At 69.4% G+C, this 24,487-nt stretch carries 20 protein-coding genes; 13 read left to right on the top strand and 7 right to left on the bottom strand.

Going from position 1 to position 24,487, the window contains the following annotated elements:
- Positions 1-29 precede the first annotated feature (29 nt).
- Positions 30-1,292: a murein transglycosylase A gene (mltA, locus tag AAW51_RS24695; RefSeq protein WP_047196752.1), complete on the bottom strand. Its 1,263-nt coding sequence runs from the start codon at positions 1,290-1,292 to the stop codon at positions 30-32.
- Between mltA and AAW51_RS30520 the strand changes: the two genes are divergently transcribed.
- Positions 1,225-1,365 carry a hypothetical protein gene (locus AAW51_RS30520; protein WP_169787955.1) on the top strand — a complete coding sequence of 47 codons (141 nt, stop codon included), beginning with the start codon at positions 1,225-1,227 and terminating at the stop codon, positions 1,363-1,365. The genes mltA and AAW51_RS30520 overlap by 68 nt on opposite strands.
- Positions 1,366-1,386: 21 nt before the next feature.
- On the opposite strand, the gene AAW51_RS24690 is transcribed toward AAW51_RS30520, so the two are convergent.
- Together AAW51_RS24690 and apaG are read right to left on the bottom strand one after the other, a co-directional pair.
- Positions 1,387-3,447, bottom strand: coding sequence for a site-specific recombinase (locus AAW51_RS24690; RefSeq protein WP_047196751.1), 2,061 nt, complete (start codon positions 3,445-3,447; stop codon positions 1,387-1,389).
- Positions 3,448-3,461: 14 nt separating this feature from the next.
- Positions 3,462-3,839, bottom strand: coding sequence for a Co2+/Mg2+ efflux protein ApaG (gene apaG / locus AAW51_RS24685; protein WP_047198257.1), 378 nt, complete (start codon positions 3,837-3,839; stop codon positions 3,462-3,464).
- Between the two features lie 385 nt (positions 3,840-4,224).
- Here apaG and rpe point away from each other — a divergent pair, with 385 nt between their 5' ends.
- Complete coding sequence (gene rpe / locus AAW51_RS24680) at positions 4,225-4,905, top strand: ribulose-phosphate 3-epimerase (RefSeq protein WP_047196750.1); 681 nt, start codon at positions 4,225-4,227, stop codon at positions 4,903-4,905.
- Between the two features lie 47 nt (positions 4,906-4,952).
- Here rpe and AAW51_RS24675 read toward each other — a convergent pair whose 3' ends face one another.
- A complete protein-coding gene (locus tag AAW51_RS24675; protein ID WP_053013886.1) occupies positions 4,953-5,726 on the bottom strand; it encodes an expansin EXLX1 family cellulose-binding protein in 774 nt (257 codons plus the stop codon).
- Positions 5,727-6,018: 292 nt separating this feature from the next.
- Here AAW51_RS24675 and AAW51_RS28535 point away from each other — a divergent pair, with 292 nt between their 5' ends.
- From AAW51_RS28535 to AAW51_RS24660, 3 genes are all read left to right on the top strand, one after another.
- Positions 6,019-8,409, top strand: coding sequence for a GGDEF domain-containing protein (locus tag AAW51_RS28535; protein WP_157360022.1), 2,391 nt, complete (start codon positions 6,019-6,021; stop codon positions 8,407-8,409).
- 129 nt (positions 8,410-8,538) lie between these two features.
- Entirely contained in the window at positions 8,539-11,001 is a 2,463-nt protein-coding gene (locus tag AAW51_RS24665) for a GGDEF domain-containing protein (RefSeq protein ID WP_047196749.1), read from the top strand.
- The gene (locus AAW51_RS24660; protein WP_047196748.1) at positions 10,979-11,671 is read left to right on the top strand and encodes a phosphoglycolate phosphatase; all 693 of its coding nucleotides are present in this window, start codon (positions 10,979-10,981) and stop codon (positions 11,669-11,671) included. The genes AAW51_RS24665 and AAW51_RS24660 overlap by 23 nt, the downstream gene beginning before the upstream one ends.
- Positions 11,672-11,694: 23 nt before the next feature.
- Here the strand turns inward: AAW51_RS24660 and AAW51_RS24655 are convergent, their stop codons facing one another.
- Both AAW51_RS24655 and AAW51_RS24650 read right to left on the bottom strand, forming a co-directional pair.
- Positions 11,695-13,116, bottom strand: a complete 1,422-nt coding sequence (locus tag AAW51_RS24655; RefSeq protein ID WP_047196747.1) for an SH3 domain-containing protein — start codon at positions 13,114-13,116, stop codon at positions 11,695-11,697.
- Positions 13,113-14,363 carry an SPFH domain-containing protein gene (locus AAW51_RS24650; protein WP_047196746.1) on the bottom strand — a complete coding sequence of 417 codons (1,251 nt, stop codon included), beginning with the start codon at positions 14,361-14,363 and terminating at the stop codon, positions 13,113-13,115. The genes AAW51_RS24655 and AAW51_RS24650 overlap by 4 nt, the downstream gene beginning before the upstream one ends.
- Before the next feature lie 294 nt (positions 14,364-14,657).
- Here AAW51_RS24650 and AAW51_RS24645 point away from each other — a divergent pair, with 294 nt between their 5' ends.
- Both AAW51_RS24645 and AAW51_RS24640 read left to right on the top strand, forming a co-directional pair.
- Positions 14,658-15,362: a response regulator transcription factor gene (locus AAW51_RS24645; RefSeq protein WP_047196745.1), complete on the top strand. Its 705-nt coding sequence runs from the start codon at positions 14,658-14,660 to the stop codon at positions 15,360-15,362.
- A 36-nt stretch (positions 15,363-15,398) separates the two neighbouring features.
- Positions 15,399-17,489, top strand: coding sequence for a HAMP domain-containing sensor histidine kinase (locus AAW51_RS24640; protein ID WP_047196744.1), 2,091 nt, complete (start codon positions 15,399-15,401; stop codon positions 17,487-17,489).
- A 24-nt stretch (positions 17,490-17,513) separates the two neighbouring features.
- On the opposite strand, the gene AAW51_RS24635 is transcribed toward AAW51_RS24640, so the two are convergent.
- Positions 17,514-18,122, bottom strand: coding sequence for a chalcone isomerase family protein (locus AAW51_RS24635; protein WP_047196743.1), 609 nt, complete (start codon positions 18,120-18,122; stop codon positions 17,514-17,516).
- Positions 18,123-18,606: 484 nt separating this feature from the next.
- On the opposite strand from AAW51_RS24635, the gene trpE reads away from it, so the two are divergent.
- The 6 genes from trpE to AAW51_RS24605 all read left to right on the top strand — a co-directional run bounded on the left by trpE (position 18,607) and on the right by AAW51_RS24605 (position 24,487).
- Complete coding sequence (trpE, locus tag AAW51_RS24630; RefSeq protein ID WP_047196742.1) at positions 18,607-20,091, top strand: anthranilate synthase component I; 1,485 nt, start codon at positions 18,607-18,609, stop codon at positions 20,089-20,091.
- Between the two features lie 15 nt (positions 20,092-20,106).
- On the top strand, positions 20,107-20,670 hold the full coding sequence (locus tag AAW51_RS24625) for an aminodeoxychorismate/anthranilate synthase component II (protein ID WP_047196741.1): 564 nt from the start codon (positions 20,107-20,109) through the stop codon (positions 20,668-20,670).
- Positions 20,671-20,675: 5 nt separating this feature from the next.
- Entirely contained in the window at positions 20,676-21,713 is a 1,038-nt protein-coding gene (gene trpD, locus AAW51_RS24620) for an anthranilate phosphoribosyltransferase (RefSeq protein ID WP_047198254.1), read from the top strand.
- Between the two features lie 4 nt (positions 21,714-21,717).
- Positions 21,718-22,512: an indole-3-glycerol phosphate synthase TrpC gene (trpC, locus tag AAW51_RS24615; protein WP_047196740.1), complete on the top strand. Its 795-nt coding sequence runs from the start codon at positions 21,718-21,720 to the stop codon at positions 22,510-22,512.
- 54 nt (positions 22,513-22,566) lie between these two features.
- The gene (locus tag AAW51_RS24610; RefSeq protein ID WP_053014058.1) at positions 22,567-23,307 is read left to right on the top strand and encodes a uracil-DNA glycosylase; all 741 of its coding nucleotides are present in this window, start codon (positions 22,567-22,569) and stop codon (positions 23,305-23,307) included.
- Between the two features lie 286 nt (positions 23,308-23,593).
- Complete coding sequence (locus AAW51_RS24605) at positions 23,594-24,487, top strand: glucosamine kinase nucleotide-binding domain-containing protein (RefSeq protein ID WP_047196739.1); 894 nt, start codon at positions 23,594-23,596, stop codon at positions 24,485-24,487.

The following is a 24,487-nucleotide window of genomic DNA, read 5'->3' as shown; positions in this document are numbered from 1 at the left end:
CCCACGCGCCCGACGAAGGCGCACGGGAGTCAGGACGGCGAACGGGGCCACAGCGCCCACATCCGCAACGGCTGCTTCATGCGCCCCGCGTACTCGCCGGCACCTTCGGTCCAGCCCCAGAAATAGTCCGCCCGTACCGCGCCGACGATGGCGCTGCCGGTGTCTTGCGCCACCACCAGGCGCTGCAGCGGCCGGGCGGGGGCGCCTGGCTGCAGCAACGGCTCGGTGGTGTCGATCCACACCGGGGTGCCATAGGGCACCGACTCGCGGTCGACCGCGATCGAGCGGCCGGGCGTCAACGGCACACCTTGCGCGCCCACCGGGCCGATGGTGGGGTCGAGCAGCGGCTCCTCGCGGAAGAACACCACCCGTGGGTTGACGTGCAGCATCTGCTGCACCCGTGTGGGGTTCGCGCGTGCCCATTGCTTGATCGCGGGCCACGAGGCCTGCTCGAGCGAGAACGCGCCCTGGTCGACCAGCCAGCGTCCGACCGAGCGGTACGGATGCTGGTTGTGGCCGGCAAAGGCGACGCGGACCAGCCGCTTGCTGCCGTCGCGCTCGGTCACCTGCAGCCGGCCGGAGCCCTGGATCTGCAGCACCAGCACGTCGAGCGGGTCGGCCACATAGGCGATTTCGCGGCCGCGCAGGGCAGCGCGGGCGGCCGGCACCGTGTCGAGTTCGGCGCGGCTCCAATAAGGCTGGCGCTGGCCCAGGTCGGCCGGCGGCTGGTGCAGCGGCACGCGGTAGGCGCCGCGCGCCTCGCGGCTGGCGTCGACCAGCGGTTCGTAATAGCCGGTGATGAGGCCGTCGGGGCGGCCGTCGTCCCGGTTTTGCACTTGATACGGCTGCAGCCTGCGCTGCAGCCAGTCGCGCACGCTGCGCTCGTCAGGCATCGGCAGCGCGCGCGCCTCCTTGCACACCTCGGCCCAGGCCGGTGCCGGCCGTTCGCAGCTGCGCAGCAGCGCCGGCCACGCCAGGCCGACCTGGTCGGCTTGCCAGCCGGGCAGGGCGTCCCAGGGCACCGGCACCCAGCGTGAACGGGGCTGTTCGATGGCGGGCAGTTGGGCGGGCACCGCGGCCGTGTCGGGCGGCAGAGGCGGGGCGGCGTCTTCGGGCACGGTGCCGCAGGCGGCCAGCGTTCCTAGAATCAGGGCGCCGAGCGCGCGCGCGAAGCCGCCTTGCCGACGCGGCGAGGTGAACGGTGGATAAGGAAAGAGAAAGCGCATGTGGTTGCTGTTGCTGGAGGCCTTGGCAGCCCTCGGGGTCCTGATTTTCATCGTCTGGTGGACGATGTTCTCGGGGCGCCGGGGTGGCGAACGGCACGAGGACGAGCGTCACGACGACAGCACACCGCCGCCGGCCTGACAGCCTGCGTACCGGTCTGCTTCATGGTGCCGGCGCGCGCGGCGCCACCGTGCCGACCGGCAGCACGAAGCTCGCGGGCCTGTGGCGCACGCGCTGGCGCACCGCGGCGTAGAGCCGGTGGCGGTCTTTGAGGCGCAGGTTGCGTGAGCGCAGCGCCAGGCGGAAGGCGAAGGCGAAGCTGACGGTGACGTTCAGCAGGCCGGTGACGGCGATGCCGAGCACCGCCAGCCAGACCTCGGGCGTGTAGACGATCTCCCAGCCCAAGGCGCCGAGCGCGGCGCCCAGCTGGCCGCTGGCCAGGGTGACGTGGCGCACGTCGAACTGCAGGCCGAAGAAGGTGGCGACCGCCGGCACCAGGCCCAGCATCAACCCGAGCGAGATGTTGCCGGCAAAGCCCGAGACGTTGGCCTGCAGGTAGTGGGACCACCGCTGCGCACGCTGTTCGCCGAGCCGGGCCAGGATGCGCGGGTTCCAGCGCAGCGCCCGGCCCAGCCGGTGCAGCACGAACCAGTTCTCGGCCCAGCCGGCCACCAGGCTCGACAAGAACAGCAGCACGCCGGTGGCCGCCGCGAACAACGGGGTGGGGCCGAGCACGCTGAGGGCCTGCAGCGAGGCTTCGGCCTTGGCCGCGCCGACCAGCGGGCTGCCGAAGGCCGCCGCCCACGCCAGCTGCGTCAGCAGCACGCAGGGCAGCACCACCACGACGTTGCCAAGGATGCCGACCACCTGGGTGCGGATCAGATGGGCCACTTCGTCGACAAAACCCTCGATGGCATCGTCGGAGCTCAGGTCGGTCAGGCGCGCCGCCATCGCGGGCGCCGTCATGGCCGGCTGTTTGGTGGCGAGGGTGAAGTGCGCCAACTGGATGGCGACGAAGCTGGCGGCGTAGTTGAGGCCGGCGCTGAAGCCGGCCCAGAACGGCGACAACCCGAGACCCGACAGCAGAAACTTCACGAACACGGTCAGCGTGGTCACCGCCCCGCCGCCGCAGGCGCGCCAGAACATCTGGCGGTACTCGCGCGGCGTGCGGGTGATGTAGTGCGCGCCGGTCTCGGCGCTGCGCTCCACCACCTTGCGCGCCAGCAGCGAATAGTTGCGCGCCAGCAGCGCCCGCACGCTGCGCCGCGCGCACGCCGTTTCGGCAAACTGCACCATCAGCGAGCGCACCGACTGCGCCGGCCGGTCGCTCAGCAGGCAGTCGAGCAACTGGTGGATGCGGTCCAGGCGCGACTCGATCTGTTCGAGCCGGAACACGATGTCGACCGAGACGCCGAATTCCTCCAGATGGTCATGGACGGTGAGCACGTCGCGCCGGCCGGCGTCGAGCAGCGCCCGCGCGTAGCCGAGTGCCGGCGTCAGGGCGGCCGGCTCCGGCTTGCCGTTTTCCAGCAGGTCGCGCACCTCGTCGAAGGCGCGCGACAGCTGGCGAAACGGCGTCAGCGCCTGGGCCGACGGCGACAGCCGGGTGCGGATCTCGGACGAAAACGCCGCCGCGCGGACCTGGCTGGTGCAGAACATCAGCGCGTCGAGCAGCGACTGCTGCCAGCGCGCCGCAGCGCGGGGGTGCTGCGACGCCGCCACCGCATCGTGGAACAAGGCGGCGACGCGCTGCAGGGTTGGGTCGTCGAGGGCGGCCAGCCACTCCGCGTCGTCCTGATCGGAAAACACCAGCTGAAACAACTCGGCCAGGTCTCGGGTGTCGGCGCTGCCCGGCAACAGCTTGCGCTGCAGGCGTTCACCCAGCTCGCTGAAAAACGCGAGCCGCTGCGCAAAACCGAAATCGGCCAACAGCAGTGTCGCGTCGAGGTCTTCGAGCGTGCTCGCCAGCAGGTCGACCACCTGGGCGCGGTAGCCGGGCTGGCGGTCGAGCAGGTTCAGCAGATGGCGCAAGCGCAGCACCGGCAACGGCGTGGCGCTGCCGGCCTCCGGCGCCTCCACCCCTTCGCGCTTGAGCGGTGCGTGGCGCAGCCACTCGGCCAGCCGCACCCACCAGAGGTTGCGCCGTGCCGGTTCGGCACGCGCGTCCAGCGTCGCAAGCAGGGCGGTGAGGTCCCATACCGCGCGCGGCAGTATCGAGCGCATCCGCGGCCTGCCGGTCAGTGCAGACCGCTGCGCTGAACGGCCAGCGAAAAGGCGGGGATGGGGGCGTCGAAGCGCTCGCCGTCGTCGGCGACGCAGAAATAGCTGCCGCTCATGGTGCCGCGCGGCGTCGCCAGCCGGGTCCAGCTGGTGTATTCGAACCCCTCGCCCGGCTTCAGCAGCGGTTGATGACCGACCACGCCAAGGCCCTTGACTTCTTCGACCCGGCCGGTCGCGTCGGTGATGATCCAGTGCCGCGAGATCAGCTGAGCCGCCACCTGCCCGGTGTTCTGGATCGTCACGGTGTAGGCAAAGGCGAACACGCCTTGCTCGGGGTCCGACTGTTCGGGGAGGTACTGCGGTTCGACACTGCAAGTGAACTCGTATAGGGCCATGGTCGTGTCCGTCAGATGCCGCCGGGGGATGCTGCTGTTCTCATCGGCGGCGATGGTAACAAGGGCGGGCAAGGAAACGTGGGGCCGCCCCGAGTTTCCTTTCCCCCTCGGGGGGCGGACGCTGAAGGCGGCCTGGGGGTCCACAGGAAACGTGGGGCCGCCCCGAGTTTCCTTTCCCCCTCGGGGGGCGGACGCTGAAGGCGGCCTGGGGGTCCACAGGAAACGTGGGGCCGCCCCGAGTTTCCTTTCCCCCTCGGGGGGCGGACGCCGCAGGCGGCCTGGGGGCCGACAGGAAACGTGGGGCCGCCCCGAGTTTCCTTTCCCCCTCGGGGGGCGGACGCCGCAGGCCGACCTCCTTAGAATCACCGATCCCGAAGGAATGCCCATGCCCACCTACCGCATCGCCCCCAGCATCTTGTCGGCCGACTTCGCGCGGCTCGGCGACGAAGTGAAGAACGTCATCGCCGCCGGCGCCGACTGGATCCACTTCGACGTGATGGACAACCATTACGTGCCCAACCTGACCTTCGGGCCGATGATTTGCGAAGCGCTGCGCCCGCATGCGCTGCGCGAGGACGGCAACGCGGTGCCGATCGACGTGCACCTGATGGTGAAGCCGGTGGACGCGCTGGCCCAGGCCTTCGCCAAGGCCGGCGCCGATCTGGTCAGCTTCCATCCCGATGCCAGCATGCATGTGGACCGCACGCTGCAACTCATCAAGGCCGAAGGCTGCCGGGCCGGTCTGGTGTTCAACCCGGCCGAGCCGATCGACGTGCTCGAATGGGTGATCGACAAAATCGATCTGGTGCTGATCATGAGCGTCAACCCCGGCTTCGGCGGCCAGAGCTTCATCCCCAGCGCGCTGCGCAAGGTGGAAAAGGTGCGCAAGCTGATCGACGCGAGCGGACGCGACATCCGCCTCGAGGTGGACGGCGGCATCAAGGTCGACAACATCCGCCAGGTGGCCGATGCGGGGGCCGACACCTTCGTGGCCGGCAGCGCCATCTTCGGCAAACCCGATTACAAGGCGGTCATCGACGCGATGCGCCAGCAACTCGCCGCCTGACACCCTCGGCCGGTCGGCCGCGCAGGGCCGGCCCGTGTCTGCCCCGCTCAGGGGAACTGCGCCCGGCCGGCCACCACGAGGTTGCTCTGCGGCTCGGGCAAGGTGTCGACCAGCGTCGCGCCGCCCTGTGCCGTCACCCGCACCTGCAGCGGCCCGGCGGCGATCTCGGGCTGGTGCACGAAATAGTTGTACGGCTCGCGCTTCACGGCGATCCACTGCGAGCTGCCGCTCGGCTTGATTTCGAGCTTCTCGATCGGCAGGCGGTGGTTCAGCACCTGGATCGCCGTCCACCACCGGGTGCTGCCGTCCTTGTAGCGGTAGCGCACCGGGCCACTGACGTCGCCGGCGACCACCTGCCACGTCACGGGGACGCGACCCGCGGTCAGGTCGGCAATCTTCGCGAAGGCCTGCTCGCTCAGGTCGATGTCGCCCGGCGCGCACCCGGGACACCGGTCGGTGATGCGCACCGTGACGCTGCCTTTGGGGCCGCGCACCGAAACGAAAGCACCGCACGCCGCGCTGCCGGCGTAGTCGGTGTCGTTCAACGCCGCCACCATCAGGTCGTTCGGGCTCGCGTCGAAGCTGCAATTGCCGGTGCCGTCGGCGCCGTAGTAGGTCGCGTCGCCGTGCCGGGTCTCGCCGACGCCCGGGCCGCCTTGCGCGACCTGGCCGCCGGGCGCCGGCGCTGCCAGGCTTTCGTCGCCGCTGCCCCCGTCCCCGCCACCGCCGCCACAGCCCGCCAGGGCCAGCAACAGGCAAAGCTGGGCGCCGGCATGCCGGACGGATCGGGTGTCTCGGGGGTGATGGTGATGGTGGTGCATCGTGCTGGGTCGGAAGGGGGAAACGCAGCGGCCAGGTGAGACCCGGCCGCGGCTGCCAAGTTTCGCTCACCCGAGGCCGCGCCGGTGCGCGCGGTCGCGTAAGGAGGTGGAACGGTTTGTTTGCGCGGCGGATCGTGACCTGCGTCGCCTGGACGTCGGCGGCATACACCGAGGAAGGCGGGCCAGGCTCAAGTCCTGCCGATTCCGGCCGAAGACGACGCATGGCCCGGCCGGGACGAGGTTGCCTCGTGCCCGCCGCGCCCGTGACGCCCGTTCCAAGGATCGATTTGCCGTGACCGCTACGCCCACCGTCCCAGACGGCGGAACTTCCGTCGGCGCTGTGCTGCCCGACGGGCAGGATCTGCGCCGCAAGGGCATGCGGCGCTTTTTGATCACGCTGCGCTCGCACGCCGTCGTGATGGCGGTGGTGTGGGGCGGGACGCTGGCGGGTCTGGGCGACGTGCCACGGGCCATCGGCGTGACGTTGTTCACGCTCGTGACGCTGGTCGGGTTCTACCTGCTCTTGCGGCGCGGCACCGTGCTGACGCCGGCGGACCCGGTGCTGGCGTTCTCGCAGGCGATGTTCAGCATCGCGCTGGTGGCGCTGGTCTATGCCTTGTTCGAGGCGTCCCGCAACACCGCCTTGCTGTGGCTGACGGTGATCATCGCCTACGACATCCGGCGGCTGCCGGAGCGGCAGATCCGGCTCGCGGTGGGGTTCAGCCTGCTGTTGCCCGCGTTGGTGATCGGCCTGCGCGGCTGGCTGCGCCCCGAGACGGCAGGGTGGTTCGACAGCCTGCTCAACCTCGCCCTGCTGGCCGTCGCGATGGCGGTGCTGATCACCCTGTCCGCGCGCGCCCGCTCGGTGCGCCGCCGCGACCTGGAGCAGCGGCAGCAGATGGCCCGCACACTGGCCCAGCGGCGCGAACTGTCGATACGTGACGCGCTGACCGGCCTCTACAACCGCCGCCACATGCTGACCCGGCTGGACGAGGAGCAGCGGCGCCAGCAGCGAGACGGTGTGCCGCTGTGCGTCGCGCTACTCGACATCGACCATTTCAAGCAAGTGAACGATCACTGCGGTCACCCGATCGGCGACGCCGTGCTGCAGCGTTTTGCACAGCTGGCGCAGGCGGCCTTTCCCGGCGACGTCGACGCGCTGGCGCGCTGGGGCGGCGAGGAGTTTTTGCTGCTGATGCCCGCCACTCCGTTGCGCGACGCCGAAGCCGCGGTGCAGCGGCTGCGCGACGCGGTGCACGGATACGACTGGGGGCAACACCATGCCGGCCTGGCGGTGACCTTCTCGGCCGGTGTGTGTTTGCACCTTCCCGAGTGCAACATGGCCGAGACGCTCGAGCAGGCGGACCGCGCGCTGTACCAGGCCAAGGCGCTGGGGCGCGACCGGGTGGTGGTGCACGGCAAGATGGATCACGACGGCCCGCAGGACCCGTCCCGCTGGGCTGCGGCACGGCAGCGCAGCGAGGCTCAGGTGCGGGTTCCCGACCTCCCGCCGCAGCCACTCCAGCCGCCGGTAGCCGACGCCCCCCCACCCGCGCCCGAGCGGCGCCCGGCCTTCCCGCGCCTGGCCGACCTGGTGCTCGGCACCGACCGCCGCGTGCGGGCGGTGATGCCGATGTGTTTGCTGTCGTCGGCCATGTACGTCGCGTGCATCACCGTGTTGCTGGCGCACCTCGTGCCCGCCGGCCGGACGGCTCATTGGAGTGTCTGGGTGTTGCTCGCGCAGAACATGATCGGGTGTGTCGTTCCGCCACTGCTGGTGCGCAGCGGCTTCACCTCTCGCTGGCGCGACCCCGCGATCACGCTGCCCTACGTCTTGTGGGCGGGTGCCGGGCTGACCGTGGCGTACGCGATCGTGCCGATGCTGCGCGGCGCAGTGCTACAGATGCTGAGCCTGGTGATGGTGTTCGGCTTCATGGGCTTGCGGCCACGCCAGACCAAGATTGCCGGTGGGGTGGTGATCGCGATGCTGGCGGTGATGGCCGCGGTGTGGATCCAGTTCGGGCCGGCCTGGGAAAATCCGCGCCGGATCGTGCTCGAGGTGTCGATGAGCGCTGCCGTGCTCTGGCTGTTGACCCTGCAGTCGCACAACCACAGCAGCACGCGCGAGCGGGTGCGGCGCGAGCGTGACGAACTGGCGGCGGCCGTCGCCCAGGTCGAGCGGCTGATGATGCGTGACCCGTTGACCGGTCTGTTCAACCGGCAGTACATGCAGCTCGCCCTCGAGCGCGAATGTGCCCGCCACATGCGCTCGGGCGCCGGATTCTGCGTCGCCCTGATCGACCTCGATCATTTCAAGCGCATCAACGACACCTGTGGCCACCATGTCGGCGACGCCGTCCTGATCGGCTTCGCGGAGGCAGCCCGCGCCGCGCTGCGCGAAACCGACGTGATTTGCCGCTGGGGCGGCGAGGAATTCCTGGTGCTGTTGCCCCATCCCGGGACGCTGCCCGGCCCCGCCGGCCTGGCGGCTGTCGACCGGCTGCGCGAGCATGTGGCCGCGCAGCGCTTCTGCGCCGCAGCGCCGCAGGTGCAGGTCACGTTTTCGGCCGGCGTCGCGCTGCACGCGGCGGGCGAGGGCGTCTCTGAGCTGGTGGCGCGTGCCGACCACGCCCTCTACCAGGCCAAGGCCGACGGCCGCGACCGCTGCGTGCTCGCCGCCTGAGGTGTCCCTCGGCCCGGCAGCCCTCCGCCCCCCAAGGCTCAAGTCAAGGCGGTTTGCGCCGATGAACCGAAGGCCGCCTGCGATGTCGCCGCAGCAGCAGACCGTACCGCCCGCCAAGGACAGTTTCCCGTGATCCCCCAGCCCATCGACCACGACGGCGCTCCGCCTGGCCGCGCCAGCCGGGTCGGCGAGGAAATGCTGCGGCGCAAGGGGATGCGCCGGTTCCTGGTGACCGTGCCCTCGTATGCGGCGGTGCTGCTCATCGTGTGGGCGGGAGCGGCTGTCGGCCTCGGTCCGTGGCAAGGGGCCATGGTCGTGACGATGTTCACGCTCGTCACCTTGTCGGTGTTCTACGGGCTGCTGCGTAGCGGCCTCACGCTGCGCTCGCGCGACCCAGTACTGACCTTCGCCCAGGTGGTGTTCACCATCTTGCTGGTGACGCTGATGTACGGGCTGTTCGATGCTGGCCGGACCACCGCGCTGCTGTGGCTCAGCGTCACCATCGCCTACGACATCCGCCGTCTGCCCGAGCGGCAGATCCGCCTGGCGGCCGCGCTCAGCCTGCTGCTGCCGACGTTGGTGGTCGGCCTGCAAAGCTGGTTCCGCCCCGAGGCGCATGGCTGGCGCGACGACCTGCTCAACCTCGGCTTGATGGCCGCCACCTTGCCCGTGCTGATCGCGGTGTCCGCCCAGGCGCGCGCCGTGCGCCGGCGCGAACTGGCGCAGAAGGAGCAGATGGCCGACACGCTGGCGCAGCTGCGCGAGCTGTCGGTACGCGACGCGCTGACGGGGGCCTACAACCGTCGGCACATGCTCGCGCGGCTCGACGAGGAAGTGCGGCGCCAGCAGCGGGCGCCGGCGCCGCTGTGCGTGGTCTTGCTCGACATCGACCATTTCAAGCAGGTGAACGACCGCTGCGGCCATGCCGTCGGCGATCTGGTGCTGTGCCGGCTGGTGCAGCTCGCGCACGAGGCCTTTCCCGGCGACGTCGACGTGCTGGCGCGCTGGGGCGGCGAGGAATTCCTGCTGCTGATGCCCGGCCGCGATCTCGAGCAGGTCGAGGCCGCGCTGCAGCGGCTGCGGGACGCGGTGCATGCAGAGCCGTGGGCGCAGCTGCACGACCGCTTGTCGGTGACCTTCTCGGCGGGGCTGTGCCAACACCCGCGCGGGGGGAGCATGACCGAGACGCTGGAGCGCGCGGACCGCGCGTTGTACCAGGCCAAGGCGCTGGGCCGCGACCGGCTCGCAGTCGACGCGTCGGGCGGCGCCGCGGCGCCGATGCGGCCCGCTGCGCCTGCCCCGGCGGTGGGCGTCGGCCCGGCCCCTTGCCCAGCGCCGCCGCTGCGTCCCACTGCGCCGGCCACACCGGCCGATGCGGTTCGCGCGACGACCGGCGGCCGGCGGCCGCGCCGGCTGCTGGTCGATCTGTTGCTCGGCACCGAGCGCCGCATGCGTGCCGCGATGCCGATGTGTTGGCTGTCGTCGGGCATGTATGCCGCCTGCATCGCCGCGATGCTGCTCTACGTCATTCCGACAGGGCTGCTGACGGCAGGGCAAGCCACGGCCCTGATGGCGCACAACCTGATCGGCTGCGTCGTGCCGCTGCTGCTGGTGCGCTCCGGCATGACCTTGCGCTGGCGTGACCCGGCGATGACGCTCTCCTACGTGTTGTGGAGCAGCCTTGGGCTCACGGCGGCTTACGCCTGGGTCCCGCCCGCCCGCGGCGCGGTGCTGCAAATGCTCACGCTGACGATCGTGTTCGGTTTCATGGGCCTGCGGCCACTGCAGGCCAAGATCGCCGGGGCTGCCACCGTGTTGTTGCTGATCGCGATGCCGCTGGCGACGGCCTGGAGCGGTGCGGGCGACTTCGAGCCCCGACAGACAGTCCTGGAAGTGTCGATGACCAGCGTGGTCCTGTGGTTGCTGACGATGCAGTCGTACAACCACGGCCAGACGCGCGACCGGGTGCGGCGCGAGCGGGAGGAGCTGAGCGCGGCGGCCGAGCAGGTCGAGCGGTTGATGATGCGGGACCCGCTCACCGGGTTGTACAACCGCCAGTACATGCAGCTCGCGCTGGAGCGCGAATGCCTGCGTCACGAACGCCTGGGGGGCGGCTTCTGCGTGGCGCTGATCGACCTCGACCATTTCAAGCAGATCAACGACCGATGGGGCCACCAGGCCGGCGACCATGTCCTGACCGGGTTTGCCTCGGCTGCCGCCGGCGCGTTGCGGCAGACCGACGTGATCTGCCGATGGGGAGGCGAGGAGTTCCTGGTGCTGCTGCTCCACCCGGGGCCCGACCTCGAGCGCGCCGGGCTGGCTGCGGTGAACCGGCTGCGCGAGCATGTTGCGGCACAGCGCTTGTGCCCAGGTGCGCCCGACCTTCGGGTGACCTTGTCGGCCGGTGTCGCGCGGCACCGTCCCGGAGAGCTGTGGAGCGAGGTGTTGGCCCGCGCCGACCGCGCGCTCTACCAGGCCAAGGCGGGCGGGCGCGACCGCTGCCTGCTCGCCGACGCGCCCGCGTTTGCTACGCTCCCGCCTGGCATGACTTCTTCAGACGCAGCAGCACGTGTTTCCCCGACCGCTACTTGATACGCGCTTCGCCGCCACGCGCGCCCTCATCGTCGACCTGGACGGCACCCTGGTGGACACCCTCGGCGACTTCGTCGTCGCCCTCAACGGGATGCTCGACGACCTCGGGCTGGCCCACATCGACCGTGCTTTCGTCGAGCGCACCGTCGGCAAAGGTTCCGAGCACCTGATCCACCAGACCCTGCTGCAGGCCGCGTCGAAGCAGGCGCCGGCCGCCGAATTGTTCGACACCGCGCTGGCGCGCTACCAGCACCATTACCAGACGGTCAACGGCGAGCATTCGGCGGTCTTTCCCGGTGTCGTCGAGGGCTTGCAGGCCTTGCAGGCGCGCGGCCTGCCGATGGCCTGCCTGACCAACAAGCCCACCGCCTTCGCCGCGCAGCTGCTGCAACGCAAGCGCCTGTCGGGCTACTTCCGGCACACCTTCGGCGGCGATGCCTTCGCGCGCAAGAAACCCGACCCCTTGCCCTTGCTCAAGACCTGCGAGGCCTTGGGCACCGAGCCGGGCGCCACGCTGATGATCGGCGACTCGAGCAACGACGCCGAGGCGGCGCGACGGGCCGGCTGCCCGGTGGTGCTGGTGAGCTACGGCTACAACCACGGTGAGCCGGTGCGCAGCGCGCCGGCGGATGCCTTCGTCGACCGGCTCGACGAGCTGCTCCGCGCCTGAGTGCACATGTCGGCTTTCCGGGCTCACCGCAGGCTCACCGTCTGCCGCTTCCACGCCGCGTCCTGCCACTTGCCAAACAGCACCAGCAGAGACGGTGTGCTGGCCTGCTTCTCGACGTTGAGCGTCGCCAGCTCTGCCACCTCGAAGCTGCGCCGCAAGCGCCCCTCGCTGCGCGCCTCGCGGGCCATCAGCAGCTTCTCGCCGCCTGGGACCCAGCCGGCGAACTCGACATACCCCAGCTCCGGTTGGCTGGCCGCCGGCGGCATGACGTCGACACTCCATCCCGTGGCGTCTTGCCGGAACACCCATAACTCTCGCCAGCCTTCGAGCGGCTGCACTGCCAAGGCCAGCGCCCGGCCATTGGGGTGGGGACTGGCGGAAGCGGTCCACACCACCCCGTAGGTGCACCGTTCTGCCAGCGGGGACCGGGCGCCGTGGCTGGCATCGGTGAGCATCACGCAGGTCTCACCCGGTTGGCCCGGTCGCGTGATCACGCCCAGACGCGACGCGGGCGAGGCCGGCGCGGTTTCGGCCGCCCAGCGGGAAGCGCCCACGCGGATCGCAGCCTGGTGGTAGTCCACCAGATCGGCATCGCTGAGCTCGGTCTTGTTCACGCCGGCCAACTCGGCCAGGGCCCGCTGGGCAGCCGGTTGCGCCCCCTCGCCGCGGCGTGCCTGCTGAAAGGCCAGCCCCGCCCACACGCCGGCACGCCGCAGACGCAGTCGGTTCTTTAGCGGCTCGGGCAGTTGCGCGAAGGGCGCCGCGCCCAGGCGGTCCAGCACCTCCGCCCGCCAGCCGTCCAGCTGCTGCCGTTGCACCGGCGGCAGCCCGGGGTCGATGCAGTCGTGGCGCGTCACCGCCAAGGCCGCGCGCGCCTGCTGCTCGGGGCTGGCCGCCATCGCCAGGACCCGGCGAAACGCCTCGCCGTCGTAGCACAGGCGCAGCGCGCCGTCGTGGTCGTAGCTCCTGAAGTTCACGCCATAGTGGGTCGCCACTTCCAGATGGGCCGCCACCGTCGCGCTGGCCTTGCTGCCCTGCTGGGCCGACGCGCGGCGCGCCAGCCGCTCTGCCATGCTGCCCAGGGCATCGAAAGGCTCGGCGGTGATGTCGCCGGCCGGCGCCGCCTTCAGGTAGGCGGCGGTGTAGCCGATGCCCAGCGCCTCGGCACCCGGCGTGTCGCGCAGGAAGCGCACCACGGCCAACAGCTCCGGCGCTTCCTCGGGCTTGAGCGAGGTGGTGCGCACCTGCGAGGCCAGCACGTAGCCGGCGCGCTCCCGGCGGTGGTCCCACACCTGCAGATAGCCCATCCGTTCGCCGCGAACCTCGAGCGTGTCGCCCTGCCACAGCACCGCCTGCTGGGCGGCGGAATCTCGCGGGCCGGCGCGCAGCGGCACCTGGTCCTGGGTGACGATGGCCATCGAGGCCAGTGCAGCGACCAACATCATTCGCCCTCCTGCACCTGGGCCACCTCGGCCGGCGCTTGAGGTTGCGACGCGCCGATCAGGCCGGCGGCGATGAAACGCCCGTCGGTCGACGGCGGCGCGATGATGACCTGGATCTTGTCCGACAGCTTGTCGGCCACGGTCTTCTGGATCAGCAAGGGATGGCGGGTGATCAGCGCACCGTCGCGCGCCATCTGCTCGCTGGCGATCTTGCCGACCCGGTCGAGGCGGTAGGCTTCGGCATCGGCCAGCTTCTGGCGCGATTCGGCCTCGCCGGCGGCCTCGATCCTGCGCGCCTGGGCACTCGCTTCGGCCGACTTGATGCGCGCCACCTTCTCGGCCTCGGCCTCGAACTGGCGCTGCTCGATCTGCTTCTGCTTGAACGGCAGCACGTGTTTCATCGCTTCCTCCTGGGCCCGGGCGGCGATCACCTGTTCGTTGGCGGCTGCGGCGGCCGCCGTCTCACGCCGCACCTTGTCGGCCTGCGCCTCCAGTTCGGTCTCCTTGACCCGCTTTTCCTTGAGCTCCAGCGTGTAGCGCATCTTTTCGCTCGCCAGCTCCTCAACCAGCAGCTTGTCCATGCCCTGGCGGTACTCGGCCGGCAGGTCGACCTGACCCATCTGCACGCTGCGCAGCAAGATGCCGTCGGCCGCCAGCTTGGTGCGCAGTTCCGCTTCCACCGCTTGCTGGATCTCGGCACGCTTGCTGGAGAAGATTTCGCGCACGGTGTAGCGCGTGAAAGCCTTGTAGACCACCCCCTGCACCGCCGGCTGCACCACCTCGCCGGCGATGTCGTCGGGGAGCTTCTTCGACATCGCCGCGATGCGGGCCGGGTCGAGCGCATAGCGGATGCTCAGATCCACCCCGAGCGACAGGCCCTCGACCGACTGGAACGGCGCCTCGCCGTCGGCTTTGCGGCCCTGCGCCGGCCGAAAGACCTGGTCGCGCAGCGGATAGGTCCGCAGCTCGTGTAGACCCGGCAGCACGATCACGCTGCCGGCGCTGAATTCGGTGGTGCTGCCGGTGAACTGGTTGGTGCGCACGCCGATGTCGCCCCGGGCGACGGTGCGCAGCGGCGCATGGGTCACCAGCGCCCAGGTGGTGAGGCCCAGCACGCCGGCGACCCACAGGCCGCGCCGCGAAGCGAGGACGACGCGGCCGGTGCCGCCGGCCAGCCGCCCGAGGGCGGCGCGGCTGGCGGACAGGCCATGGCGGATGGCATGGGTCAGGGGGCTGAGGCGCAAGTTCATGTCGGGGTACTCCAAGAAAACAGTCTTCGCTGTGGTGGTCATGCGGGAGGCGTCAGGCGCCGGCCGTTCTTTATGTCTGTCGGCGTTTGCGTTCGTCTCTCGCTGGACTCCATTCTTCGAATCAGCCCCGGAGCACTCAATGCGCAGGACGGGCGACTTGCGTTGCACCCTGGGGCCCGCCGCTCCCGTGCGTGAGCCGGCCCGCCCGCCGCCGGAAGAAACACTCACGGCCGGCCCCTCCCGCCGCCCGGATAATCCCCGGGTAGGCGGCCGGGGCCGCGAAGGCAGCAGTGCATGGCAAAAGTCGCGGTGATCGAGGACGACGTCCCGACCAGCAATCAACTCAGGGGATGGATCGAGTCGGCCCGTGCGGACATCGAGGTGCACCAGTGGTTCACCCGTGACGACGCCGAGGCCGCGCTGGCACGCGAAACGTACGACGTGGTGGTGCTCGACATCGAACTGGGCCGCGAGCGGCATGCGGGCGTGGCCATCATCAACGCCATCAACAAGCAGCGCGGCACGCCGGTGCTGGTGGTGTCGGCCATGCCGGCCACCATCTACCGCGGCATCATGAAGGCGCTCGATGCCTGGGACTACCTCCAGAAGACGACCTTCGAAGAGGCCGACTTCATCGACACCTTCCTCGAAATCCTGCGCGCGGCGCGAGACCGGGGTCCCTCCGGCCAGGAGGTGGCGGCACCGCGTGGCGACGAGCTCTCGCTCGACCCGCTGCGCCAGGGCTCGCCGCTGTGGCGCGGCCAGCGTGTCAACCTGCCATTGACCGCGCAGCGCATCCTGGCCGCGCTGCACCAGCGCCGCGGCGAAGTGGTGTCGTATGACGAGCTCTACCAGGTGGTCAAGAGCGGGCGCAATCGCGACAACATCCGCAAGCACGTCAGCACCATCCGCGACGCCTTCCGCGAGATCGACCCCGGCTTCGACGGCATCGAGAACGTGCCCATGCGTGGCTTCCGCTGGGCCTTGAAGCGGTCATGAGGCTCGCGCCGCAGTGCGCAGCACGGAGGTAACCTGATGAGCTGGTGGCGCCTGCCCGACCGCGTGCCGTTCGGGTTGCGCGTGTTCTTCCGCGGCGCGTTCGCGCTGCTGGCGTGCGCGACACTGGCGCTGGCCATCCACGTGCTGCAGGACGAAAAGCAGCGCAGCCACCGCAACTATCAGGACGGCCTGCTGAAGAACCAGGCGCAGATCGCCGCCCTGTTGCGCCATCCGACCGGCCAGTTGGCGCTGCTCAACCCCGGCAGCGCGGAGCAGGCGGTGACACCGCTGCGCCCGCTGGTGCTGCCCTTCTCCGCGATCGACTTCGACGACAAGGCCAAGGCCCAGCAGGCGGTGGAGATGGCGGGCTGCCATGTGCAGTACCCCGATTCGGCGAGCCTCTGCGTGGCGGTCGGCAACAACCCCTACGCCGGCGGTTTTTTGTATCTGATCGGCAGCTTCATCAGCGGTGACCTGGCCTCGCACGCGCCCGGCGAGCTGGATTTCCGTGGCGCGCATCGGGTGCAGATCGAAGTGGCCATGCGAGGCCGCACCTTGCGCTGGATCGCGCCGTTCGAGCGGCTGGACGACGGCAACGCGCCCGGCGTGCGCGGCCGCCTGACCGGCTATTCGGCCGACGTGCCGGTGACCCACGGCACGCGGTCGGTGCGCGACTTTCGCGGCTACTTGTGGCAGGACGGGCGCTGCCTGGACCCGGGTGTCGACACGGCGGATTGCAAGCGGCGGTCTTTCCTCTCGGTGCGGCTGCCGGTGGAGGTGTTTCGCGATGCCTTGTTCCAGAAGCGGCCGGTCTGGCCACCACCGGACCTGGACCAGATCCTGACCCGGCTGCAGGTGCTGGCCCCCGGCGAGGGTCCGCCGCTGTTCGACAGCAATGCGCCCGACGCCGTACGGCCCTTCTCGCTGGCCGACCTGCGCCCGCTGCTGCTGCCCGGCGAAACGCTGCGCGTGCGGCGCCTGGCCGCCGACGGCCGCACTCCCTCGCCCGACCTGTTCACGTTGAAGGGCGTCATCGACGACGATGAGCGGGGTTCGCCCTGGATGGACCGTTTGGTCCGGCGGCTGCCGGTGCAGGGCTACGACACGCCGATCGAGTCGCGCGAAGTCATCGCGACGCCGCTCGGTCGGTACGAACTCACCCTGACCGGCGACGTTCGCACCGTGAACCGCAACCTGGCCGCGGTGGCCACGCGCGTCTCGTGGTTCGTCGGGGCGATGTTGCTGGCGGTGGTGCTGACGTGGCTGGCGATCGAGGTGCGCATCATCCGCCGCATCACGCTGCTGACCCGGCGCGCCGCCACCGTGTCCACCGGCATGCGGGCCGCCGAGGGCCTGGCCCGCATCGACCTGTCCGACCTGCGCGGGGGCGACGAGCTGGGCGTGCTCGCGCAAGGCCTGCAGGATCTGCTGCAACGGGTCAACGAGGACGTCCGACGTGAGCAGATCCGCGCGGAGCAGGAGAAGGACATGTGGCAGGCGGTGGGCCACGAGATCATGTCGCCGTTGCAGTCGCTGATGGCGTTGCACGGCTCAGCGGACGATCCGAGCCACCGCTACATCAACCGCATGCAGCACGCGGTGCGGGTGCTGTATGGCCATGCCTCGCCGAGCGAGGCCTTCGACGCGACGACGCTGCAACTGCAGTCGGTCGACATCAACGAGTTCCTGGCCCACGTGGCGGGCAACGCGCCGTACACCGGCATCGACGAGGTCGTGTTCGAACCCTTGTCGCAGGCGGTGCCGGTGCGGGCCGACGAATACTCGTTGGAAGACGTGGTGACGCACGTGCTGCGCAACGCCGACCGCTACCGGCCGCCGGGCTCGCCGATCCGCATCACCCTGGACGCGAGCGACGCGACGCAGGCGCGGGTGGTCATCCACAACCCCGGCCCGCCGGTGCCCGAGGACATGCTGGAGAAGATCTTCGAGTACGGCGTGTCGGACCAGGACGACTCGGCGGCGCTGGGCCACCGAGGCCAGGGGCTGTTCGTCGCCAGAACCTACATGGCCAAGATGGGGGGCACGATCACCGCGCGCAACGACACCGACGGGGTGGCGTTCGTGCTGGTGCTGCAGCGGGCCGGGGGGGTGGGGGCGCGAGGCTGAGCGGGAGCCCGACGGTGGCGCGGCTCAGTTGGTGTCGCCGCGCGGACGCACCGCCTCCTTGCCGAGCAGAGCGTCCTTCAGCCTCACGTCGGCCGGGTGCTCACCCAGCCAGATCTTCATCAACGCCGTGTAGAACTCGGGTTCGCGGATCGGCTCGGCCGCCGCCTTGCCGTTCACCGAGATCACCGTCCCTTCGCCCGGCAGCCAGTCGATCTGGAAGGATTCGCCCGGCATCAAACGCTTCTTGGCGGCGAAGATCTCACCCATCTTGATGGTGCCCGGGATGGACTTGGCGAACTCGTCGCGCCCTGCGTTCTGCTCCATGCCGCGGGTGAACAGCTTGCCCAGCTCGTTGGCGTCGATCTCGCGCAGCATCACGATGTTGAGGCGGCGCGGCCCGGTCGCCGCGACGGCCGCTTCGCCGCTGCTGACGCGCACCGGCAGATAGAGCCCGGCCGCATACACCTTGAAGATCGCCTTGTAGCGGACGCCGGCGCCATTGAGCACGAGCTTGGTCCCGCGCAGCTGGATGTCCGGTTCGAAGCGAACGCCCGCTACCTCTGTAGCGCCGGCGCCCACGACGTAGAGGCCCAGCAGCAAGCCAAGAATCCAAGTGAAGCGTCTGTTGAACATGTGAAGTGTTAACTTTGAGTTACAAATCCGTGAAGTGTTGACAACGAGGCTCTGCTTGTCCATCGGGAAAACGCAAGCACGCCCGCATTCGCGGGGGGGCAGATGTCACGCGGGGGCGGATCTCGGCAGTTCCTCGTGCCGCCCCGGTTGCAACAGCGGGGCTGGCGCTGCCGCGAGGCGCTGCTACACTGCAGCCCATGTTCATCTCGCGCAAACAGACCAAAGGTCCGCACGACCGGGGAGCTTGGCCCTGGCGTCGCCCGCACGCACTGGTTTGATTTGCCGCTGCCATGGCCGTGACTTGTCCTCGATGATGAGCACAACGGCCATGCGCCTCGCCGGCACGCCCGGAATCTGCACCCTGACGGCCTTCGTGCGCCCCGCGCCGTGGCCGCCGCGTCCCGATTCCCCTTGACCATCTGTCTCAGGCCTGCAGGCCGGCCCTCCTGGAGCCGGCTTGCACAGGGCTCGGAGGGCCCATCGCGTGATCACTGAACTCGAATTCAACAGCCTTTCCCAACAGGGCTACAACCGCATCCCGCTGATTGCGGAAGCATTCGCCGACCTCGAAACCCCGCTGTCGCTGTATCTCAAGCTGGCCTATGCCACCGGCCGTGGCAAGTACAGCTTTTTGCTCGAATCGGTCGTCGGCGGCGAGCGTTTCGGCCGCTATTCCTACATCGGCCTGCCGGCACGCACGCTGCTGCGCACCAACGGCTGGACCACCGAGGTGGTGACCGACGAACAGGTCGTCGAGACCCACCAGGGCAACCCGCTCGACTTCATCGCCGAATATCAAAAGCGGTTCAAGGTGGCGCTGCGCCCCGGCATGCCGCGTTTTTGCGGCGGCCTGGCTGGCTATTTCGGCTACGACACGGTGCGCTACATCGAGCCGAAGCTGGCCAAGGTGCAGAAGGACGGCGGACTGGGCACGCCCGACATCCTGCTGCTGCAGTGCGAGGAACTGGCGGTCATCGACAACCTGTCGGGCCGGCTCTACCTGATCGTCTACGCCGACCCGGGCCAGCCGGAGGCCTACTTCAAAGGCAAGCGCCGCCTGGCCGAACTGGCCGACAAGCTCAAGTTCAGCGTCACAGCGCCCCCGGTCAAGCGCGCGGCCTCGCATGCGGTGGAGCGCGAATTCGCCAAGGACGACTATCTCCAGGCGGTGCTCAAGAGCAAGGAGTACATCGCGGCCGGCGACATGATGCAGGTGCAGATCGGCCAGCGGCTGAAGAAGCGCTACACCGAGTCACCGCTGAGCCTGTACCGGGCACTGCGCTCGCTGAACCCGTCGCCCTACATGTATTTCTATGAGATGGGCGACTTCCAGATCGTCGGCGCGTCGCCCGAGATCCTGGTGCGGCACGAACACACGCCCGACGGCGAGAAGATCGTCATCCGCCCGATCGCCGGCACGCGTCCGCGCGGCGCCACCGTCGAGCAGGACAAGGCGCTCGAAGCCGAGCTGCTGGCCGACCCCAAGGAGCGCGCCGAGCACGTGATGCTGATCGACCTGGCGCGTAACGACATCGGCCGCATCGCCAAGACCGGCAGCGTCAAGGTGACCGAGGCCTTCGTGGTCGAGCGCTATTCGCACGTGATGCACATCGTCAGCAACGTCGAAGGCATCCTGAAAGACGGCATGACCAACCTCGACGTGCTGCGCGCGAGCTTCCCGGCCGGCACGTTGACCGGCGCGCCCAAGATCCGCGCGATGGAAATCATCGACGAGCTGGAGCCGGTCAAGCGCGGCATCTACGGCGGCGCCTGCGGCTATCTCAGCTACGCGGGCGACATGGACGTCGCCATCGCGATCCGCACCGGCATCGTCAAGGACAACAGCCTGTACGTGCAGGCGGCGGCCGGCGTGGTGGCCGATTCGGTGCCCGAGCTGGAATGGAAAGAGACCGAAGCCAAGGCGAGGGCGCTGCTGCGCGCCGCCGAATTGGTGGAAGAAGGCTTCTGAGGGAAGGAGACGACCATGCTGCTGATGATCGACAACTACGACTCCTTCACCTTCAACCTGGTGCAGTACTTCGCCGAGCTGGGCCAGGATGTGCGGGTGTTCCGCAACGATGAGATCACGCTCGAAGGCATCGCCGAGCTCAAGCCCGAGCGCCTGGTGCTGTCGCCCGGGCCTTGCTCGCCAGCCGAAGCGGGCATCTGCGTGAGCGCCATCCAGCACTTCGCCGGCAAGCTGCCCATCCTCGGCGTCTGCCTCGGCCACCAGTCCATCGGTGCGGCGCTGGGCGGCAAGGTGATCCGCGCGCAGCGCCAAATGCACGGCAAGACCAGCGTGATCACGACCGACCAGGCCGGCGTCTACAAGGGCTTGCCGAAACAATTCACCGTGATCCGCTACCACTCGCTGACCATCGAGCGGCAAACCTTGCCCGACTGTCTGGAGATCACCTCCACGGCCGAAGACGGCGAGATCATGGGCGTGCGCCACAAGGAACTGGCCATCGAGGGCGTGCAGTTCCACCCCGAGTCCATCCTGACCGAGCATGGCCATGCCATGCTGCAGAACTTCCTGAGCCAGTGACGACCATGCCGATCAGCAATACCGAAGCCCTGGTGCGGGTCATCGAACACCGCGAGATCTTCCACGACGAAATGCTGGCGCTGATGCGCCGCATCATGACCGGGGAGATGTCGCCGGTGATGATTGCGGCGCTGGCCGTCGGCCTGCGGGTGAAGAAAGAGACCATCGGCGAGATCGCCGCGGCCGCGCAGGTGATGCGCGAGTTCGCGACGCCGGTGGAGGTGCCCGACAAGACCCATCTGGTCGACCTGTGCGGCACCGGGGGCGACTCTGCCCACACCTTCAACATCTCCACGGCGGCGATGATCGTCGCCGCCGCGGCCGGTGCGCGGGTGGCCAAGCATGGCGGGCGCAGCGTGTCGTCCACCTGCGGCAGTGCCGACGTGCTCGAGGCGCTGGGCGCCCAGATCGACCTGGCGCCGCCGCAGGTGGCGGCCTGCCTGGAAGAGACCGGCATCGGTTTCATGTTCGCGCCGCACCACCATGCGTCGATGAAACACGCGGCCCCGGTGCGCAAGGAGCTGGGCGTGCGCACGCTGTTCAACATCCTGGGTCCGCTGACCAACCCGGCCCAGGCGCCGCAACAGCTGATGGGCGTGTTCCACCCCGACCTGGTCGGCATCCAGGTGCGGGTGCTGCAGCGGCTCGGCTCACGCCACGTGATGGTGGTCTATGGCATGAACGGCATGGACGAGATTTCGCTGTCGGGCGAGACCATGGTGGGCGAGCTGAAAGACGGCGAGGTGCGCGAGTACACCGTGCACCCCAGCGACTTCGGCCTGCCCGTCTATGACAGCCGGGTGCTGCGGGTGGCCAACAAGGAAGAGTCGGTGGCGTGTATCCAGCGGGCGCTCGCCAACGAGGACGGGCCGGTGCGCGACATCGTGCTGCTCAACGCCGGCGGGGCGCTCTATTGCGCCGACGTCGCGACCTCGATCGGCGAGGGCGTCAAGATGGCGCGCGAAGCCGTGGCGTCGGGCCAAGCCCTTGCGAAGCTGAGCCAGTTCGTGCGGGTGACGCAGTCGCTCAAGTCGGGAGCCTGACGAGATGAGCAGTGACATCCTGCAGAAGATCGTCGCGGTCAAGCGCGACGAGGTGGCCGCCGCCAAGGCGCGTCGCACCGGCGCCTCTTTGCGGGACGAAGCCGAGAGCCGTGGCGGGCTGCGCGACTTTCTGGGCGCCGTGCGCACCCGGGTGGCCGCGCGTCAGCCGGCGGTGATTGCCGAGATCAAAAAGGCAAGCCCCAGCAAGGGCGTGCTGCGCGAGCAGTTCGTTCCGGCCGAGATTGCGGCGTCCTATGCCGAGCACGGCGCGGCGTGTTTGTCGGTGCTGACCGATCGGCAGTTCTTCCAGGGCGCGCCGGAGTACCTGGAGCAGGCCCGCGCTGCGTGCTCGCTGCCGGTGCTGCGCAAGGACTTCCTGATCGACGAGTACCAGGTGTTCGAGGCCCGGGCGATGGGCGCTGATTGCATCCTGCTGATCGCCGCCTGCCTCGACGACGCCCAAATGGCCGACCTCGAAGCCGCCGCGATGGCGCTTGGCATGGCGGTGCTGGTCGAGGTGCACGACCGCGACGAACTGCAGCGGGCGCTGCGGCTGAAGACGCCGCTGGTGGGCATCAACAACCGCAACCTGCGCAGCTTCGAAGTGACGCTCGACACCACGCTCGGGATGTTGCGCGAGGTGCCGGGCGACCGGGTGCTGGTGACCGAGTCCGGCATCCTGCAGCGCACCCACGTGCAGCGCATGCTCGACGCCGAGGTCTACGCCTTCCTGGTCGGCGAAGCGTTCATGCGTGCCGAACAGCCCGGCCCTGCACTGGCCGCCTTGTTCGGCGGCTGAGGCTGGGCCGTGGCCGCACAAGGCGACCTCTTCGCGCCGCCGCCGGCCCCCAGGGTGGCCGCGGCCGGGGCCGATGCCTGCGACGCCACCAACCGGCTGCGCGAGCCACTGTCGGCCTGCTTCGACAGCGTGCCACCCGATTGGCGCGAGGTCACCGACACGTTTCGAGCCTCGGGCACCGGTCGTGCGCTGATCGAATACGTCGATGCCCGTGTCGCGGCCGGCGCCGTCGTCTACCCGGCCGACGTGTTCAAGGCGCTGCAGCTGACGCCGCTCGCCTCGGTCAAGGTGGTGATCCTCGGGCAAGACCCGTATCACGGCCCGGGGCAGGCTCAGGGCCTTTGCTTTTCGGTGGCCCCCGACTCGCCCAAGCTGCCACCCAGCCTGCGCAACATCCACAAGGAAGTGGCGGCCGACCTTGGCACGCCGGTCTCCCGCCAGGGGGATTTGAGCCACTGGGCCCGGCAGGGCGTGCTGCTGCTGAACACCGTGCTGACCGTCGAGGACGGGCAGCCCCAGAGCCATGCCCAGCGGGGCTGGGAGCAGCTGACGGACGCCTTGATCACGCAGGTGTCGCGGCATGCCCGGCCCAGCGTGTTCCTGCTGTGGGGCGCTCCGGCGCAGCGCAAGCAGGCGCTGGTCGACACGCGGCGCCACGCCGTGTTCACCGCCAACCATCCATCGCCGCTGGCCGCGCTGCGCCCGCCGCAGCCCTTCATCGGCTGCCGGCATTTCTCGCGCAGCAATGGCTGGCTGGCCGAACATCGTCCAGGGGAAGCCCCCATCGCCTGGTGATCTCCAGGCATACCGGCCTGCAATTGGTCTACTTTTGGTCTGTTCCGGGTGGAACGGAGGCGCTCGGGCTGAAACGCCGTCCCTCTCGTTTTCCCTAATGTCGCACCGAAATGGGTGTGACATATCCCACAAAACCCAAGTGCCACAAGGACTTGCACCGATTTCGGGCTCTTGGTTGCAGTCGGCAATACCAGTTGAAATTGCGGTATTACTGGTATTAAACTGGTATCCGACAATGTGATAACTTGCAGTTGACAGCAGCGTCTAGCGGAGAGCAGGCACAACAATGATCGACTACCTGGTGGGTGTGGACGGCGGCGGTACCGGCACGCGAGCCCGCGTGACGCGCAGCGACGGCCAGCTGGTCGGCGTGGGGCAGGCCGGCCCGTCCGCGCTGGGCCAGGGCATCGAGCAGGCCTGGCGCCATGTGAGGGACGCGGTCGACGCCGCCTTCGCCGCCGCCGCGATCGATCCGGCACCGCTCGCGCAATGTGCCGTGGGCCTGGGTCTGTCCGGGGTCCACAACATCGGCTGGCGCGACACCTTCCTGGCGACCCGCCCGGCCTCGCCCGGCGCCGGGTTCGCCGTCGTCGCCCTCGAGACCGATGCCTTCACGATGCTGCTCGGCGCGCATGGCGGCCAGCCGGGCGCCATCGTGTCGTCGGGCACTGGCAGCGTCGGCGAGCTGTGGCGGCCGGACGGTGCCCGGGTCAGTGTCGGCGGGTGGGGTTTCCCGGTCGGCGACGAAGGCAGCGGCGCCTGGCTGGGGCAGCGTGCGGTGCGCCTGGCGCAATGGGCGATGGACGGCCGTATCCACCAAAGTGCCCTCGTGCACGCGGTGTGGGACGTCTGCGGGTCCACCCGCGAGCGTCTGTTGGCATGGTGCGACGAGGCGGGTCAATTCGAATATGCGCAGCTCGCGCCGTTGGTGTTCGATACTGAAGCCTCCGATTTGTCGGCCGCTCATCTATTGCAGCGTGCCGTCCAGGCACTTGATGCTGTCGCGCACGCGCTCGATGGCCCCCTGGGCGCGCCGCTGGCGGTGTGCGGCAGCATCGGCCGCCGGCTCGCTTCGCGTTTATCCGAAGCCACGCAGATGCGTCGCGTCGAGCCCGCCGGCGATGCTGCCGACGGCGCCTTGCACCTGGTGCGCCACGCGCTGACGAAAAACAACACCTGA

Origin of the sequence: Caldimonas brevitalea (assembly GCF_001017435.1) — a bacterium.
Classification (GTDB): domain Bacteria; phylum Pseudomonadota; class Gammaproteobacteria; order Burkholderiales; family Burkholderiaceae_C; genus Caldimonas; species Caldimonas brevitalea.
The sequence above is the reverse complement of the archived record's forward strand: the minus strand, read 5'-3'. Positions and strand labels throughout refer to the sequence as shown.

Coding starts and splice junctions, on each gene's coding strand:
- AAW51_RS30520 (WP_169787955.1), top strand. CDS start 1,225: ATGTGGTTGCTGTTGCTGGAGGCCTTGGCAGCCCTCGGGGTCCTGATT.
- AAW51_RS24690 (WP_047196751.1), bottom strand. CDS start 3,447: ATGCGCTCGATACTGCCGCGCGCGGTATGGGACCTCACCGCCCTGCTT.
- apaG (WP_047198257.1), bottom strand. CDS start 3,839: ATGGCCCTATACGAGTTCACTTGCAGTGTCGAACCGCAGTACCTCCCC.
- rpe (WP_047196750.1), top strand. CDS start 4,225: ATGCCCACCTACCGCATCGCCCCCAGCATCTTGTCGGCCGACTTCGCG.
- AAW51_RS24675 (WP_053013886.1), bottom strand. CDS start 5,726: ATGCACCACCATCACCATCACCCCCGAGACACCCGATCCGTCCGGCAT.
- AAW51_RS24655 (WP_047196747.1), bottom strand. CDS start 13,116: ATGATGTTGGTCGCTGCACTGGCCTCGATGGCCATCGTCACCCAGGAC.
- AAW51_RS24650 (WP_047196746.1), bottom strand. CDS start 14,363: ATGAACTTGCGCCTCAGCCCCCTGACCCATGCCATCCGCCATGGCCTG.
- AAW51_RS24645 (WP_047196745.1), top strand. CDS start 14,658: ATGGCAAAAGTCGCGGTGATCGAGGACGACGTCCCGACCAGCAATCAA.
- AAW51_RS24640 (WP_047196744.1), top strand. CDS start 15,399: ATGAGCTGGTGGCGCCTGCCCGACCGCGTGCCGTTCGGGTTGCGCGTG.
- AAW51_RS24635 (WP_047196743.1), bottom strand. CDS start 18,122: ATGTTCAACAGACGCTTCACTTGGATTCTTGGCTTGCTGCTGGGCCTC.
- AAW51_RS24625 (WP_047196741.1), top strand. CDS start 20,107: ATGCTGCTGATGATCGACAACTACGACTCCTTCACCTTCAACCTGGTG.
- trpD (WP_047198254.1), top strand. CDS start 20,676: ATGCCGATCAGCAATACCGAAGCCCTGGTGCGGGTCATCGAACACCGC.
- trpC (WP_047196740.1), top strand. CDS start 21,718: ATGAGCAGTGACATCCTGCAGAAGATCGTCGCGGTCAAGCGCGACGAG.
- AAW51_RS24605 (WP_047196739.1), top strand. CDS start 23,594: ATGATCGACTACCTGGTGGGTGTGGACGGCGGCGGTACCGGCACGCGA.